The organism is Pantoea sp. 1B4, from assembly GCF_016925765.1.
GTDB lineage: Bacteria > Pseudomonadota > Gammaproteobacteria > Enterobacterales > Enterobacteriaceae > Pantoea > Pantoea agglomerans.
In genome coordinates, this window is record NZ_JAEUWZ010000005.1 from 104,333 (window position 1) to 118,820 (window position 14,488).

At 54.8% G+C, this 14,488-nt stretch carries 15 protein-coding genes and 2 pseudogenes; 5 read left to right on the forward strand and 12 right to left on the reverse strand.

Features of this window, described 5'->3' with window-relative positions; translation table 11 throughout:
- Nucleotides 1-13 precede the first annotated feature (13 nt).
- Nucleotides 14-1,121, forward strand: a pseudogene (locus JNO11_RS21915) (ABC transporter substrate-binding protein).
- Here the strand turns inward: JNO11_RS21915 and JNO11_RS21920 are convergent.
- From JNO11_RS21920 to JNO11_RS21945, 6 genes are all read right to left on the reverse strand, one after another.
- Nucleotides 1,110-2,093: an XdhC family protein gene (locus JNO11_RS21920; RefSeq protein WP_325177917.1), complete on the reverse strand. Its 984-nt coding sequence runs from the start codon at nucleotides 2,091-2,093 to the stop codon at nucleotides 1,110-1,112. The pseudogene JNO11_RS21915 and the gene JNO11_RS21920 overlap by 12 nt on opposite strands.
- Nucleotides 2,090-2,656 (reverse strand): nucleotidyltransferase family protein, encoded by a 567-nt coding sequence (locus tag JNO11_RS21925; protein ID WP_325177918.1) that lies wholly within the window; start codon nucleotides 2,654-2,656, stop codon nucleotides 2,090-2,092. The genes JNO11_RS21920 and JNO11_RS21925 overlap by 4 nt, the downstream gene beginning before the upstream one ends.
- Before the next feature lie 95 nt (nucleotides 2,657-2,751).
- Nucleotides 2,752-5,136: a xanthine dehydrogenase family protein molybdopterin-binding subunit gene (locus JNO11_RS21930; RefSeq protein WP_325177919.1), complete on the reverse strand. Its 2,385-nt coding sequence runs from the start codon at nucleotides 5,134-5,136 to the stop codon at nucleotides 2,752-2,754.
- Nucleotides 5,133-6,017 carry a xanthine dehydrogenase family protein subunit M gene (locus JNO11_RS21935; RefSeq protein WP_325177920.1) on the reverse strand — a complete coding sequence of 295 codons (885 nt, stop codon included), beginning with the start codon at nucleotides 6,015-6,017 and terminating at the stop codon, nucleotides 5,133-5,135. Before JNO11_RS21935 ends, JNO11_RS21930 begins: the two co-directional genes overlap by 4 nt.
- Nucleotides 5,956-6,126, reverse strand: coding sequence for a hypothetical protein (locus JNO11_RS21940; protein ID WP_325178069.1), 171 nt, complete (start codon nucleotides 6,124-6,126; stop codon nucleotides 5,956-5,958). The genes JNO11_RS21935 and JNO11_RS21940 overlap by 62 nt, the downstream gene beginning before the upstream one ends.
- Nucleotides 6,123-6,587, reverse strand: coding sequence for a (2Fe-2S)-binding protein (locus JNO11_RS21945; RefSeq protein WP_320513682.1), 465 nt, complete (start codon nucleotides 6,585-6,587; stop codon nucleotides 6,123-6,125). Before JNO11_RS21945 ends, JNO11_RS21940 begins: the two co-directional genes overlap by 4 nt.
- A 464-nt stretch (nucleotides 6,588-7,051) precedes the next feature.
- On the opposite strand from JNO11_RS21945, the gene JNO11_RS21950 reads away from it, so the two are divergent.
- Nucleotides 7,052-7,945: a LysR family transcriptional regulator gene (locus JNO11_RS21950; protein WP_010246903.1), complete on the forward strand. Its 894-nt coding sequence runs from the start codon at nucleotides 7,052-7,054 to the stop codon at nucleotides 7,943-7,945.
- Here the strand turns inward: JNO11_RS21950 and JNO11_RS21955 are convergent.
- Nucleotides 7,908-8,186, reverse strand: a pseudogene (locus tag JNO11_RS21955) (metal ABC transporter permease); the annotation flags it as partial. The gene JNO11_RS21950 and the pseudogene JNO11_RS21955 sit on opposite strands and share 38 nt — an antisense overlap.
- A 645-nt stretch (nucleotides 8,187-8,831) precedes the next feature.
- On the opposite strand from JNO11_RS21955, the gene JNO11_RS21965 reads away from it, so the two are divergent.
- The gene (locus JNO11_RS21965; protein WP_325177921.1) at nucleotides 8,832-9,359 is read left to right on the forward strand and encodes a type IV secretion protein Rhs; all 528 of its coding nucleotides are present in this window, start codon (nucleotides 8,832-8,834) and stop codon (nucleotides 9,357-9,359) included.
- Entirely contained in the window at nucleotides 9,359-9,637 is a 279-nt protein-coding gene (locus JNO11_RS21970) for a hypothetical protein (RefSeq protein WP_325177922.1), read from the forward strand. Before JNO11_RS21965 ends, JNO11_RS21970 begins: the two co-directional genes overlap by 1 nt.
- Nucleotides 9,638-9,855: 218 nt before the next feature.
- Here the strand turns inward: JNO11_RS21970 and JNO11_RS21975 are convergent, their stop codons facing one another.
- The 5 genes from JNO11_RS21975 to JNO11_RS21995 form a co-directional block, all read right to left on the reverse strand.
- Nucleotides 9,856-10,179: a hypothetical protein gene (locus JNO11_RS21975; RefSeq protein ID WP_033768791.1), complete on the reverse strand. Its 324-nt coding sequence runs from the start codon at nucleotides 10,177-10,179 to the stop codon at nucleotides 9,856-9,858.
- A gap of 97 nt (nucleotides 10,180-10,276) precedes the next feature.
- Nucleotides 10,277-11,128, reverse strand: a complete 852-nt coding sequence (locus tag JNO11_RS21980; RefSeq protein ID WP_245115056.1) for a metal ABC transporter permease — start codon at nucleotides 11,126-11,128, stop codon at nucleotides 10,277-10,279.
- Nucleotides 11,128-11,988, reverse strand: a complete 861-nt coding sequence (gene sitC / locus JNO11_RS21985) for an iron/manganese ABC transporter permease subunit SitC (RefSeq protein ID WP_325177923.1) — start codon at nucleotides 11,986-11,988, stop codon at nucleotides 11,128-11,130. Before sitC ends, JNO11_RS21980 begins: the two co-directional genes overlap by 1 nt.
- Nucleotides 11,989-11,990: 2 nt before the next feature.
- Complete coding sequence (locus JNO11_RS21990; RefSeq protein ID WP_031591112.1) at nucleotides 11,991-12,806, reverse strand: manganese/iron ABC transporter ATP-binding protein; 816 nt, start codon at nucleotides 12,804-12,806, stop codon at nucleotides 11,991-11,993.
- Nucleotides 12,803-13,717, reverse strand: a complete 915-nt coding sequence (locus JNO11_RS21995) for a metal ABC transporter substrate-binding protein (RefSeq protein ID WP_010246894.1) — start codon at nucleotides 13,715-13,717, stop codon at nucleotides 12,803-12,805. Before JNO11_RS21995 ends, JNO11_RS21990 begins: the two co-directional genes overlap by 4 nt.
- Before the next feature lie 458 nt (nucleotides 13,718-14,175).
- Between JNO11_RS21995 and JNO11_RS22000 the strand changes: the two genes are divergently transcribed.
- The gene (locus JNO11_RS22000; protein WP_325177924.1) at nucleotides 14,176-14,469 is read left to right on the forward strand and encodes a hypothetical protein; all 294 of its coding nucleotides are present in this window, start codon (nucleotides 14,176-14,178) and stop codon (nucleotides 14,467-14,469) included.
- The last annotated feature ends 19 nt before the right edge of the window (nucleotides 14,470-14,488 follow it).

The window sequence follows — 14,488 nt, forward strand, 5'->3', positions numbered from 1 at the left end:
CTGTGCGTTATTAATGCTGAGCGTGATACTGGTCAGCGCTGGCGCGACCGCCCGCACGCTGACCGACATCACCGGCCGTGAGGTCACCCTCCCCGACCATCCGCAGCGTATTGTGCTGGGTGAAAGCCGGATGCTCTACAGCGTCGCGCTGCTGACACCCGGCAATCCGCTGCAGCATATCGCTGGCTGGCCACAGGATCTGAAAAAGTATGATCCCCAGACCTGGCAGATTTTTGCCAGTAAGTTTCCGCAGATGGAGGAAATTCCGGTACTGGGTCTGGATGGCGTCAATGACATGAATCCCGAACAGGTGATCGCACTGAAACCGGACCTGGTGATCCTGCCGCAGCTGGCGCGCGGCAGTGAAAGCGGAGCAGTGCTGGAGAAGATGCTCAGCGCGGCGCATATTCCGGTGGTGAAGATCGATCTGCGGGTTGAGCTGCTGAAAAATACCGAGCGCAGCATGACCCTGCTGGGCGAGGTGCTGAATCAGCCCCAGCGGGCTGCTGACTTCAATCGCTTTTACCGCAGCCACATGCAGCGCATTGAGAGCCGACTGGCGGGCTATCACGGTGCTAAACCTAAAGTTCTTTTGCAGCTGCATCTCGGGCGGCGCAGTGAATGCTGCGTGACGTCGGTGAATGGCAACCTGGGTGAGCTGCTGCGCTTTGCCGGGGGGCGACAACATCGCCAGTCAGCAGATCAAAGGCGTGTTCGGGCGGCTGAGTGAGGAGAGTGTAATTGCTGCACAGCCAGACTTTTACTTCGCCACCGGCACCGGGAGCGCCGATGAAGCGGGAGCCTTAAAACTCGGCCCCGCCGTCACAACAGCGCAGACCCGGCAGAGCCTGCTGGCGCTGACCGGTCAGCAGAATGCGCTGAAGCAGCTGACGGCATTGCGGGACGGTCATGCCGGGGCAATCTGGCACAACTTTTACCTCAGTCCGTGGCACGTGGTAGCGACAGAGTTCTTCGCCACCACGCTCTACCCGCAACTGTTCCGCGATGTCGATCCTGAACAGACATTGCGGCAGCTGTTCCGTGATTTCCTGCCGATCCCCTATTCGGGCAGCTACCTCTATCGGCTCGCACCGGAGGCGACGCCGGACTCAGGCGGCTGACAGCCCGCGATTTTTCACCCGGACGATATCGGCCATCACCGACAGCGCAATCTCCGCCGGAGTTTTGCTGCCGATGGGCAGGCCGATGGGCGCATGGATGCGGTCCAGTTCAGCACGATCCATGCCGGCGATCTGTTGCAGTCGCGCCCGTCTTTTCTCGCTGTTTTTCGCCGAGCCCATGATGCCGATATAGAACGCGGGTGTCGCGATCGCCTCCATCATCGTCAGGTCGTCAATGCGAGGATCGTGGGTCAGTGCCACAATCGCCACCGCTGCATGCGCGCCGTTCAGCTCCAGCCAGCGCGCCGGATGCTGTGACACCAGCGTCACGTTGTCCGCAGCGCTGAAGTGGCTCTCCAGCTCCGTCAGCATCTCCGGTCGGTGCTCACAGACCCGCACGTGAAATCCCAGCATCTGCCCGAGCCGGATGCACTCATATGCCACAGTCGAGTAGCCCGCGATCAGCAGTTCCGGTATCGCACCAACCGGCAGTAACATCTGCTGCTCACTGGCATCCAGCGCAGGCAACACCCTGTCCGGGGCGAGCACTTCCCACTGCGCACGTTCGCCGGGTCGTATCATTTTCACCATCGGCTGCTGTCCGCTCAGCCCGCGCTGCATGGCCGTCAGCAGCGCCAGCGTGGCATCATCGGGCGGCAGAAACTCAATGACGATCTCCAGGCTGCCGCCGCACGGCAGGCTGACGTCAGGACGCATTCCGCCTTCACCGTACCGCACCCGCTGACTGCTGGCGCGATAGGCTCCTGCCGCCAGTTGCGCCAGAAAATCCTCTTCAATGCAGCCGCCCGACAGCGATCCGCAGTAAGCACCCGTTTCGTTGATCGTCATCAGGGTGCCAGGCGCGCGCGGCGAAGATCCATAAGTGCGCAGCACCGTGCAGAGCCAGACCTGCTGACCCGCCTGGCAGCTGCTCAGTGCCGCATTAATCACACGTTGATCCAGCGTAATCATGAAAATTCCTTTATTAACTGCAGATCAGCAGGGAGATCGATATCACACAAACAGCCGCGATCCTGAAGCGGCAGCCGGACGGCGAATGACTTCACCGCTGCCTGCGGCCCGGCATCGCCCTGTAGCGTGCTCAGCATCGGGTAGCAGGGGTTCTGAAAGCCCACCGGATGGCCCGGCCTGCCGTCAATCCACGGCCTGACGATCGGCGCGTCAGCCAGCGCGGCGCTGACGGCGCGGTAACTTTCAGGCGTGACAAACGGCATATCGCCCAGCGCAATCAGCCAGCCGTCATAGTCACGGCTGGCTTTGACACCTGCGGCGATTGATTCGCCCAGCCCGCCGCTGTCACACAGCACCAGGGTAGCCTGCGAGCAGAGCGCCTTAAGCGCAGCGGCGTCCGGGCGCGTGACCACAAACAGGTCAAGACCACTGGCAGCGGCCTGCTCCAGCGTGCGTTGCAGCACCGGTTTGCCATTCAGATCGGCCAGCAGCTTATGCTCACCCGCCTGCTGGCGAAAACGGCGACTCAGCCCGGCGGCCAGCACAATCAACGCTATCTTCACTCTTTCTCTCCGCTAAGCGTGAAAAACGGGCGCAGGTTTCAGCCCGCGCCCGCATATCCTCACATCGACCTGCTGGCAGCAGGTCAGGAACAGGCTCAGATAATCTTATCGAGAGTAATAGGTAAGTCGCGCACCCGCTTACCGGTGGCATGGAACACCGCATTACTGATCGCTGCCGCCACGCCCACGATACCCAGCTCACCCACGGCTTTACCGCCCATGGTGGTCGCCTCAAAATCGGGCTCGCCAACGTTGATGGTGGTAATGCTCGGGATGTCACCGTTAACCGGCACCAGATAGTCCGCCAGGTTGTTGTTGATCACCCGACCATTGCGTAGATCGACGATGCCCTCTTCCATCAGCGCCTGACCGACGCCCATGATCATGCCGCCAATCCACTGGCTGCGCGCCAGTTTAGGGTTGTAGAGACGACCGCTGTCGAGCGCCGCCACCATCCGTTTGACCCGGATAGTGCCGAAATCTTCATCGACCCGCACTTCCACAAACTGCGCGCTCCAGCTGTGGGCCGAGAATTTTTCAGGGCGGCTCATGTCATTAAGGTTGCGCACCATCTTGTCGCGCTCGCTCTGTGACAGATCGTCCGGGAAAGTGCCGCCTTTCACCGTCAGACTCTCCGCCGGTGCCAGGCTTGCCAGCCGGGCAAATGAGACCGCCAGACCGCTGCGCAGATTATGCTGAACCCCGTCGCCTTTCAGCGTGAGCTGAGATGCCGGAGTGCCATTCAGTGGCGACTGTGGCAGCTCGCTGGCGAGTTTCAGCAGCTGGTCGCGCATTCGTCTGGCGGTATCGTTCACCGCCGCGGTCACGTTGCCCGCAAGCTGCGATCCACCTGCGACACCGGCACGCGGCAGCTCAGTATCACCCAGCTGAACCTCAATGGTGGTGGAGGCGACGCCAAGAATGTCGGCAGCGGTCTGCGCCAGGATGGTATAGGTCCCGGTGCCGATATCCGCACCGGCGCACTGCACCACAAATTTACCCTGTGGGGTCAGGATGATTTTTGCCTCAGCAGGCAGTTTGTTGACCGGATAGGTGCCAGAGGCCATGCCCCAGCCAATCAATTCACGCCCTTCGCGCATCGACCGCGGCGTCATAATGCGCTTATCCCAGCCAAAGGCCTCAGCCCCTTTCTGATAGGCTTCTTTCAGGCGACGCGAACTCCACGGCAGATCGAGCTGATAATCTTTGTCCGCCCAGTTGCGCAGACGCAGTTCCAGCGGATCGATATTCAGGGCATAGGCCATCTCGTCCATCGCCACTTCCAAGCCAAAGGCGCTGGGGTTTTCACCTGGCGCCCGCATCCAGCCTGGCGTCACGGTATTGATCGGCCTGACCTGATGCTGGGCGGAGACGTTGCCCACCGCATACATGCGGGCGGTGACTTTGCTGCAGTTCTCAGCAAATACATCGATTAATGAGGTTTCACTGAAGCTGCGCTGGATAATCGCCTGGATTTTACCGTCACGCGAGGCACCCAGTTCCAGCTGCTGCGAGGTGGCGGGACGTCCGCCCAGACCAGTAAAGGTCTGCGGTCGGGTCAGCGACACTTTGATAGGACGCTTCAGCGCTCGTGATGCCACACTGGCCAGTGCGACGTGGGTGTAAGGCACCGGCTTGGACCCAAATCCCCCGCCGACATAGGGCGAAATAATCCGCACATCTTCAACGTCAATGCCCATCCACTCGGCGATTTCCACCTGCGCGCCTGCCACCCACTGACTCGGCTCCCAGACGGTCATGCGTCCATCCTGCCACTCAGCGACACAGGCGTGCGGTTCCATCGGCATGTTGTATTCGCGCGGCGTGGTATAGCGCTGGCTCAGACGCACCTCGGCCTGCTGCATCGCCGCCTGTGCATCGCCCATATCGATATCCTGTTTCGATACCGGTTTCGGTTCGACACCCTCATCGGTGGCAAAAATCAGTGCAGGCGAGGTTTCATAGTCGATCTCCACCAGCGAGGCGGCATACGTCGCCTGCTCAAACGTCTCTGCCACCACCAGACCGATGTTCTGGCCGTTGTGAATAATCACATCGTCCTGAATCGGGGTATAGGTTGACTGCGCCGCGCCGCCGTCTGCAATCGCGGTGGGTTTGTTGATCTTCAGGCTATTCAGATGGGTATAAACTGCCACCACACCCGAGGCCTGCTGCGCCTTTTCCGTCGACATCCGGCTGATACGGCCGCTGGCAACAGTAGACTGGATCACCGCGCCATAGAGCGGATTTTCCGGCTGATGTTCTACCGCATACCGCGCCTCACCGGTGACTTTTACTTTGCCGTCACCCCGCGAGCGCCCGGCGCCCAGTCCCTCAATCGGATCGGTGGTTTCTGGTTCCGCCGTGGCAGTATCGCTGGCACTGGCGCTTTGCATACTCAGCCCCAGGCTGCCCGCCGCTGAGATCGCCGCCGTCGCCTTCAGTAACTCCCGACGTGCTTTGTCATTTACGTCACTCATGCGGTTTCTCCTGCTGCCATCAGCGCACGTGCAATCACACGCGGCGCCAGTTTTACTTTATAGGCGTTGTGGGTCAGCGCCTGCGTCTCCTGAATAATCAGTTCTGCCGCCTGGAAGACCGTCTCTTCATTAAACGGCTGGCCCTCCAGCGCCTGCTCCACCGACTTGACCCGCCAGGGTTTGGTGGCGACGCCGCCCAGCGCAATATGCACCTGACGCATCACGCCGTTCTCCAGCGTGAAGCCTGCGGCCGCGCTGGCTGCAGCAAACTCATAAGAGCTGCGATCACGGACTTTAAGGTAGTGTGAGTGTCGCAGTGACTCGGTTTGCGGCACTTCAATGGCCACAATAATTTCGTCATCGCGCAGATCGTGCTCACGATCAGGTGTGTCACCCGGCAGCAGGAAGAAATCATCAATCGCGATGCGACGGGTTTCGCCCTGCTGATTCTGCAGGACCACGATGGCGTCAAACGCCACCAGCGCCACCGCCAGATCGCCGGGATAGACCGCGATGCAGCTGTCGCTGGCGCCCAGGATGGCATGATTGCTGTTAACGCCATCCAGTGCGGCGCAGCCGGAACCCGGATTGCGTTTGTTGCAGGCGGAAAAGGTCGCCGGATCGCGGTAATAGGCGCAACGGGTGCGCTGGCGTAAATTACCGCCCAGCGTGGCCATGTTACGAATCTGCGGTGACGCGGCCTGCCACAGGCTGCCGTAGATGGCTGGCGCGTTCTGCTGGCAGGCGGGATGATCTGCCAGGCCGCTCATGGTGACCAGCGCGCCGGCCGTGATCTTATCGTCGTCAAACTGCAGGTTTTTAAGCCCGGTCAATCCAGTGATGCCGATGAGCTGCGGCGGCGTGAAGACCCCACACTTCATCAGATCGAGTTGTGTGGTGCCCCCCTGCCAGAAACTGGCTGCCAGACTGCTGTTTCAGGGCTGCGGCTTCCTCAGGCGACTGCGCGACTTTCCAGCTGAATTCATTCATGCGGACTCCTTCGCCATCTCTGCTGCGGCCTGTTTAATCGCATCCACAATGTGCGGATATGCTCCACAGCGGCAAAGGTTGCCGCTCATATACTCACGGATCTCATCTTCTGAACCCGCATGGCCCTCTTTGATGCAGGCGACGGCGGACATAATCTGACCCGGTGTACAGTAGCCACACTGGAAGGCGTCATTCTCCATAAAGCAGCGCTGCACCGGGTGCAGCTCACCTTCGGTGGAAGCCAGCCCTTCAATGCTGGTCACTTCGGCGCCATCCACCTGAGCCGCCAGCGTCAGGCAGCTCAGCACCCGCTGGCCATTAATCAGTACCGTGCAGGCACCGCACTGCCCCTGATCGCACCCTTTTTTGGTGCCGGTCAGGTTAAGATGCTCACGCAGCGCATCAAGCAGGGTGACACGGGGATCGACCTGCATCTGCTGCGACTGACCATTAACCTGCATTGTTAGCGATATTTTTTCCGACATTGTCTGCTTCCCATTGTTGGGGGCCAAAAGATGTAATTTTTTATAGGTTTATTTCTGACGGGGTTCGAATCGGGGGAAAAGCGTGATAACCCTAATCTTTACGCGCGTATCTCTGCTTTAAGGTTTAGCAGCTTTTTTGGCAATTTTGCGGGGAAGCAGGGAAAAGTAAGTGTTATCTGAATGGCGGAGCGAGGTTGAATCGGGATAAATATGTGTTCATACAACGCTCATCTAAATGATTTTATTAATTTTATTGAAAAAAGCTTTTATAGCCGTCGTTCATAGGGTTTATCTGTGCGCCTCATTAATCCTGCCGCGAAATGTGTAACCCTGACAGGCAATTTCGGGTCTGATAGCAGGTCGGGTAGCGAAGCTGTAGTTAACGTCGATAAATCGGCCTGTCCCGACCGGGATAACCGATCAAACAGGTCAGAGGGCCTATGCTGAAAGAAAATTTTAACGATCTGATCTATCTGGTGGTGGTAGCAGAAGAGCGCAGCTTCACCCGGGCAGCGGCGAAGCTGGGTGTGTCGCAGTCGGCACTGAGCCACGCGATTCGCGCTCTTGAAGAGCGTCTTAGCGTCCGGTTGCTGACGCGCACTACACGCAGCGTTGCCCCGACAGAAGCGGGTGAACGGCTGATCACTACCCTCGCCCCGCTGTTCAGCGAGATTGAGTCTGAACTGGTCAATGTCACTGACAGTCAGGGTAAAATCTCCGGCAACATTCGTATCACCGCAGGCGAACATGCGCTCACCTCTACACTCTGGCCGCTGCTCAGGCCCTTTCTTCAGCAATACCCCGATGTCCATGTTGAAGTGTCGGTGGATAACAGTCTGACCGATATTGTCAGCGGCCGTTTCGATGCGGGCGTGCGACTGGGTGAGCAGGTCGAAAAGGATATGGTGGCGGTGCGCATCGGGCCGGACTGGAATATGTGCGTGGTGGCAGCCAGCAGCTATTTTGATCAGCACGGCAGACCTGAGACTCCCTATGATTTACAGCATCATAACTGCATCAACCTGCGGCTGCCGACGCTGGGTGGCCTCTATAACTGGGAGTTTATGCGTGATGGCAAGGAGATCAGGGTCAAAACGCAGGGTCAGTTAATTTTTAATCATCTCGCATCGCGCATTGATGCGGCACTGAGCGGGATGGGGATCTGCTATGTGCCGCAGGATAGCGTTGCGGAACACCTTAAAAGTGGCCGTCTGGTTCAGGTGCTGGCTGACTGGTGTGAGCCTTTTCCGGGTTATTATCTTTACTATCCCAGCCGCAGACAGCACACCAGCGCCTTTACACGTTTGATTGATGCGGTGCGCTATCGCGGTTGAGAGACAGCCGCAATAGCCAGTCAGCTCGCATTAAGCCGCTGGCGTTCAAGCTGTCGCGTTTGCGGCCTGAAATCACCATCGCCACGATAAACACCAGTGCAAACAGCACCACGATCGTTGGTGCTGGCGCGCTGTCGATAAAGAACGAGAGATAGACCCCGCTCAGCGACACCAGCACCGACACCACGACCGCCATCAGCAGCGCATGTGAAAAGCGGCGGGTGAGCAGAACTGCGATAGCACAAGCCAAAGATGACTTTTGGTTACGTAAAAGCAGATGTACTGGCAGACAAGGATGCCCAGTTCAAACTGATTAACTTCTGCAGCATTGTCCGCCAGTCGCAGTGGCAGAGCTGATATCAGACGGTGTAAAAAGGCAGATCACATGAAAGCGCCACATTTGGCAGAAACCCTGCCATTTTCAGTAGCGCTTTTCAGGGAGAGCTTGAATAATTTTTGTTTTATACCCCTTTGCTGAACAGTTTAGTGAGCGGTGAGATCCCCATCGGCTGATCGCTCATAGTTTCTTTAACGTGACGAACTTACAGGTATACTCGCAGATGTGAAAAAAGTAATGAACGTGCATCATCCTTTTCGGCTGACTGAAAATTTAGATTTTGAGATTTTATTCACCAGATGATGATCTCTATCCTTTACAGTGTGTAGGACAGGGACTTCAGGATAAAAAATGGCAATAGTTTGCCGCCGGGATTACACCTTAAGCCAGAAGCTCCTCGATTAACGGCCAAAACCATATTTGAGACAACTCCCGTCTTTTTTTGCTAAAATCCATCACCAGTCGTGGGATTCAGATAAGTTAACTATAGGTGCATTGAGTCGGAACACTCTATTCATTGATTAAAATCAAGAGATTAAGGAGGATTTCATGAGTGATAATGAAGGGAGTCAAAGACTCCTGACACTTGGCGAAATAGCGTTAGCAAAATCAGTATTCGGAAACTCAATCGTCTATCCTCGCGTGTGGATTCATCATGCAAGTTACTTTCCCTTCAAACTTCAGGGTAGAAATACCGCAATGAGCCCCAATGGCGAATTATATTTCCGGGACTGGTATTGCGAGAACTTTTCAATTCAATCTTTTCAGTTTCAACATCTTTTCATCCATGAAATGTCTCATGTCTGGCAGTATCAAAGGGGCATATGGGTACGTATGAGAGGCCTTGTTAGTGGCTTTGTTAGCTACGAATACTCTTTTGAAGAAAATAAAAAGCTGTTTGATTATAGATTAGAACAACAAGCACAAATTATTGCTGATTACTTTTTGCTTTCTAAATTTGGGCTTAATATGTGGCTGGCAAGACGTGGTAAAGATGGCGAAGTTTCTTATGTTGGATCAGTAGACAATAAGATTCATTCAAAATATCAAAAAGTTCTTGAGGGGTTCCCGTTCTAATGAATATTTTAACTAAGACCTTAATCCCTGTAATTTTTCTCTTGAGTGGTTGCACGCTGGGCGAAAACCTGGATAATCGATATACAAAAGAAACACCTGTTCTGGCCCATGTCCAGAATAGTGATGTATGTGTTTCTATACCAATACAAAGTGATGAAAAGGTTGTATCCGCGTTAACTTATAATATGAAAAACCCCTCAGAACAGGTTATTTTCCCTGCTGACAAACAACCCAAAGCTGGCCTTTTTTTGCATTCAGCCAGAAGAAATAAAACTTGAAAATGGACAAACATACCTCATTTATATTGAAGTGAATAAAAAAGCAGGCGGTGAGAATAAAAAAGGCGACAAGAAAGGCCTATGTCTCTACCTTCCAGGCTGTACAACAAGGCAACAACCTGACAATCACTCCAGCAATGAAAAAATAAATTAAAAGCCCGCATACTTTGTATGCGGGTTAATTTACCAGATTGCAGCCAATCAATTTCCACCCCAAATCAGTCAACGCAACCAAAATTATTATTATATTTTTCCAAATGGTGATAAAAATATCTTTCATATTCTTCAGCTGATTCAATTAAAATCGTCACTTCTGTGAGCTTTTCATCAATTTGCTCGGAGCTATCCACAATAGTTATAAACTTCGTATGAATATGCAGACTCCCATCTCGCTTAAAAAGTGCAAGTTCAGTCATTGAATCATTTCTTTGATAAAAAGTGGTAGGCTTAAATTCTCCATAAACAAACCCCATCGGAGGATCACCGAACTCCAGTTCAGTGAGACCAATCACATTACTTCCTTTTCTGATCTCAAATGTCATTACCATTTCCTTTGAGTCATGTTCATAGGTTTAGAATACTCTGAACATCCGTTTGCACATAAAATCCCAACTTACCGCATTCATGCTGGTCATCACTCTACTCATGCCTGCCGCTCTCGCGAAGTTTCAGACGCTCCAGCTGTCGCGTTTTGCGGCCTGAAATCACCATCGCCACGATAAACACCAGTGCAAACAGCACCACGATCGTGGGTGCTGGCGCGCTGTCGATAAAGAACGAGAGATAGACCCCACTCAGCGACACCAGCACCGACACCACGACCGCCACCAGCAGCGCATGTGAAAAGCGGCGGGTAAGCAGAACTGCGATAGCACCGGGCGCGATCAGCAGGGAAATCGACAGGATGATCCCTACTGCTTTCAGCGTCGCCACAATGGTCAGCGAGACCATGCAGAGCAGCCCATAATGCAGCCAGCGTGCGGGTAAGCCAGAGACCTGCGCCTGCTGCGGATCAAAACTGAATAGCATAAAATCACGCCATTTCACCGCAATGACCCCAACGATCACCGCTGCGATAAGCGAGGTCTGAATTATGTCAGCGCCCGTAATGCCGAGCATGTCACCAAACAGAATGTGATCAAGATGCACCTCCGGCTTCACGGCGATATAGAGGATCAATCCCACCGCGAACATGCCGGAAAAGACGATTCCCAGCACCGTATCCTGCTTGATGCGACTGTTGTCCTGCAGAAATCCACTGGCAACGGCACAGAACAGACCGGCGACAAACGCGCCCACCGCCAGCGGCAGCCCGGCCATCCAGGCGAGGACGATGCCAGGGAATACCGCATGGCTCATGGCATCGCCCATCAGCGCCCAGCCTTTCAGTACCAGAAAGACCGACAGCAGCGCACAGGGGATCGCCACCACCAGCGCAATCAGCAACGCGCTGTTCATAAAAGCGAACTGGAAAGGTTCAAAGATCCACATCAGCCAGGCTCCTTTTCGGGACGATGGCGGCCACGACGCCGGTTAGCCAGCAAGCCATGTTTGGGCGCAAAGATAAACGCCAGCAGGAACAACAACGTCTGCGCCACCACGATGATGCCGCCCGTTGCGCCATCCAGGTAGTAACTCGCCCACGCACCGAGAAAACTGGTGATACTGCCAATCGCTACGGCAATCATCAGCAGACGCGGGAAGCGGTCGGTGAGCATCCAGGCCGTCGCGCCTGGCGTCACCACCAGACAGATCACCAGAAATGCACCGACGGTTTGCAGCGCCGCCACGGTTGAGACTGCCAGCAGGGTAAAGAAGAGGACTTTCAGTCGTTCAGGTCGCAGTCCGATAGCGCGCGCGTGATTCTCATCAAAGAAGGTGACCATCAGATCCTTCCACTTAAACAGCAGAATGATGATCGACAGCCCGCCAATCAGCGCCAGCTGGAGTATATCCGCGGGCGCAATCGCCAGAATATTGCCGAGCACAATGGTCTGAATGTTTACCGCGGTCGGATTGAGCGACACCATAAACAGACCCAGACCAAAGAAGGAGGAGAAGATCAGGCCGATGATTGCATCTTCTTTTAAGCGGGTGCGCTGATTGAGTAACAGCATACTGCCCGCCGCCAGCCCACCTGAGAGAAACGCGCCCAGCGCAAAGGGCAGTCCCAGCATGTAAGCACCCGCTACGCCCGGCACGATGGAGTGCGACAGCGCATCGCCAATCAGCGACCAGCCTTTGAGCATCAGGTAGCAGGAGAGAAACGCACACAGGCCGCCGACCATGGCGGAGACCCACATCGCGTTGAGCATGTAGTGATAACCAAAAGGCTCCAGTAACAGTTCCATGGTCAGTTCCCGTCTTCAGGTGCCGTACGTGGCGCAATAAAAGGCCGCTCATCGTCGGTGATAATCTGATCGTCCAGCCCTTTCACCATTACATGACGCAGCACCCCACTGAACGCGCGCTCAAGGTTGGCGGCGGTAAAGGTGGTGCGGGTCGGGCCGCTGGCCAGAATGGTGCCTTTGACCATCACCGTGTAATCGCAGAACTCCGTGACCGATCCCAGATTATGCGTTGAGACCAGCATGGTCTTGCCTTCATCGCGCAGCTCACCCAGCAGGCTGATGATTCTGGCCTCAGTCTGAACGTCCACGCCGGTAAACGGCTCATCCAGCAGGATAACGCTGCCCTGCTGGGCAATGGCGCGCGCCAGAAATACCCTTTTCTTCTGTCCGCCGGAGAGTTCACCGATTTGACGATGGCGGTAATCCAGCATATCGACCCGCGCCAGCGCATCACTGACAATCTGCTGGTCGTGCGGTTTCGGTCGACGCAGCAGGCCCATATGACCATAGCGACCCATCATTACCACATCTTCCACCAGCACCGGAAAAGACCAGTCCACCTCTTCCGACTGCGGCACATACGCGACCAGACTCTGACGCAGTGCTTCACGAGTTGGCATGCCGAGCACTGAGATGCTGCCGCTGGCGAGCCGGACAAAGCCCATCAGCGCTTTGAACAAGGTTGACTTGCCTGAGCCATTGACGCCCACCAGCGCCGCAATCGATCCGCCCGGCACGCTGAAGCTGGCATCATGCAACGCGGTGTGACCGTTGCGATAGGTCACGGTAACATCGGAAACCACGATGGTGTCTGTCATTGCGCTTTCTCTCCCGCTTTGATGCCCTGTGCCAGCGTCTCCGTGGTGACTCTGAGCAAATCCAGATAGGTCGGCACCGGTCCCTGAGCGTTGCTTAATGAGTCGACGTAAAGCACCCCACCGTAATGCGCACCCGTTTCCCGCGCGACCTGGCGGGCTGGCTTATCCGACACGGTGCTTTCACTGAACACCGCCGGAATCGCATTTTTCTTCACCTGGTCGATCACTTTTCTCACCTGTTGCGGCGTGCCTTGCTGATCAGCATTTACAGGCCACAGGTAGAGTTCTTTCATACCCAGGTCGCGAGCCAGATAGGAGAATGCGCCTTCGCTGGTCACCATCCAGCGTTTATCCTCCGGGATGTCGGCAATCTGCTGGCGAAGCGGATCCAGCGCTGCGGTGATTTTTTGTTTATAGGCGGCGGCGTTCTGACGATAGGTTTCCGCATGCGCCGGGTCATATTTCACCAGCGCATCACGGATATTATCGACATAGATCAGCGCATTGTCCGGAGACATCCAGGCGTGCGGATTCGGTTTACCGTTATAAGGCCCCTCGCCAATACCGATCGGTTTTACCCCGGCAGAGACAATCACTTCCGGCACCCCATCCAGATGCTGATAAAAACGCTCAAACCAGCGTTCGAGATTAAGACCGTTCGCCATGATTAACTGCGCACCCTGCGCACGTTTGATATCGCCGGGCGTCGGCTGATATTCGTGTATTTCAGCACCCGGTTTGGTAATGGAAGTGACTTCGGCCGCATCGCCCGCCACGTTTTTTACCATGTCAGCGATGACCGTAAACGTCGTCACTACCTTAAATTTTTCTGCTGCATAGCTGCTGGTCGCCATCAGGGTTGTCAGTAGCGCACTCAGTAGCATCATGGTTATTTTTCTTTTCGGGACCATAGGGCGATCTCCAGAGGTGATTAAAAACAGAACACAATTAGCATAGGCTATTTTTTATAGCACAGGCTATACCTTTGTAACAGCGAAGGGTTGTGAAGTTTCTTCAGCGTCCGGGCCCGAATGTGAAGTTTTGTAAGCGAATCGCTTTACTTGTTGATATATAGAAATTTAATTTCAATGATGGGAAGTTTATGGAAAGCGTGATGTATAGCTATAACCGGGTTTTACGCCTTTCTCATCTGTGGTTGAGTAAACCGCAGGAACGATAACAGGATTACAAAAAGCCCATCCTGACGGCGCAATTTACCGAAAAGCGTTCTGACACCTGGCGGCACTCACATGACACGCATAGCAGACCGACAATTAAAATAATCTTATTGATAGGCTGAATTGATTAAGCTTCGTAAATTTTTTTGCTACAGTTAATGTTACTTACCGCAATCACCCAGGAGGATAATTTGTATTTTTCCAGCGACGAAAAAGCGAATGTCATCATTGGCGAAGCCGCAATGAACCTGTTTAATGCCGGTCAGGAAGTGAATGTTGAACTGCTGATTAATGAACTAAGGGTCATGGCTGACTCTGAAGTTAATGAGAGTCGCCTTGAGCAGATGCAGCATGCGCTTCAATGGCTGATGGGGTTCAAAACCATCGGTTCCCGCAGCACCGCCCCGGCGACCTGGCTTGCCAAAACCATTGGCAAAGAGCCCGCTGCTCCCGTCTCTGCTGATGACATCTTCTTTAAACACTAACCCAGGTGTGCCGTTCCTC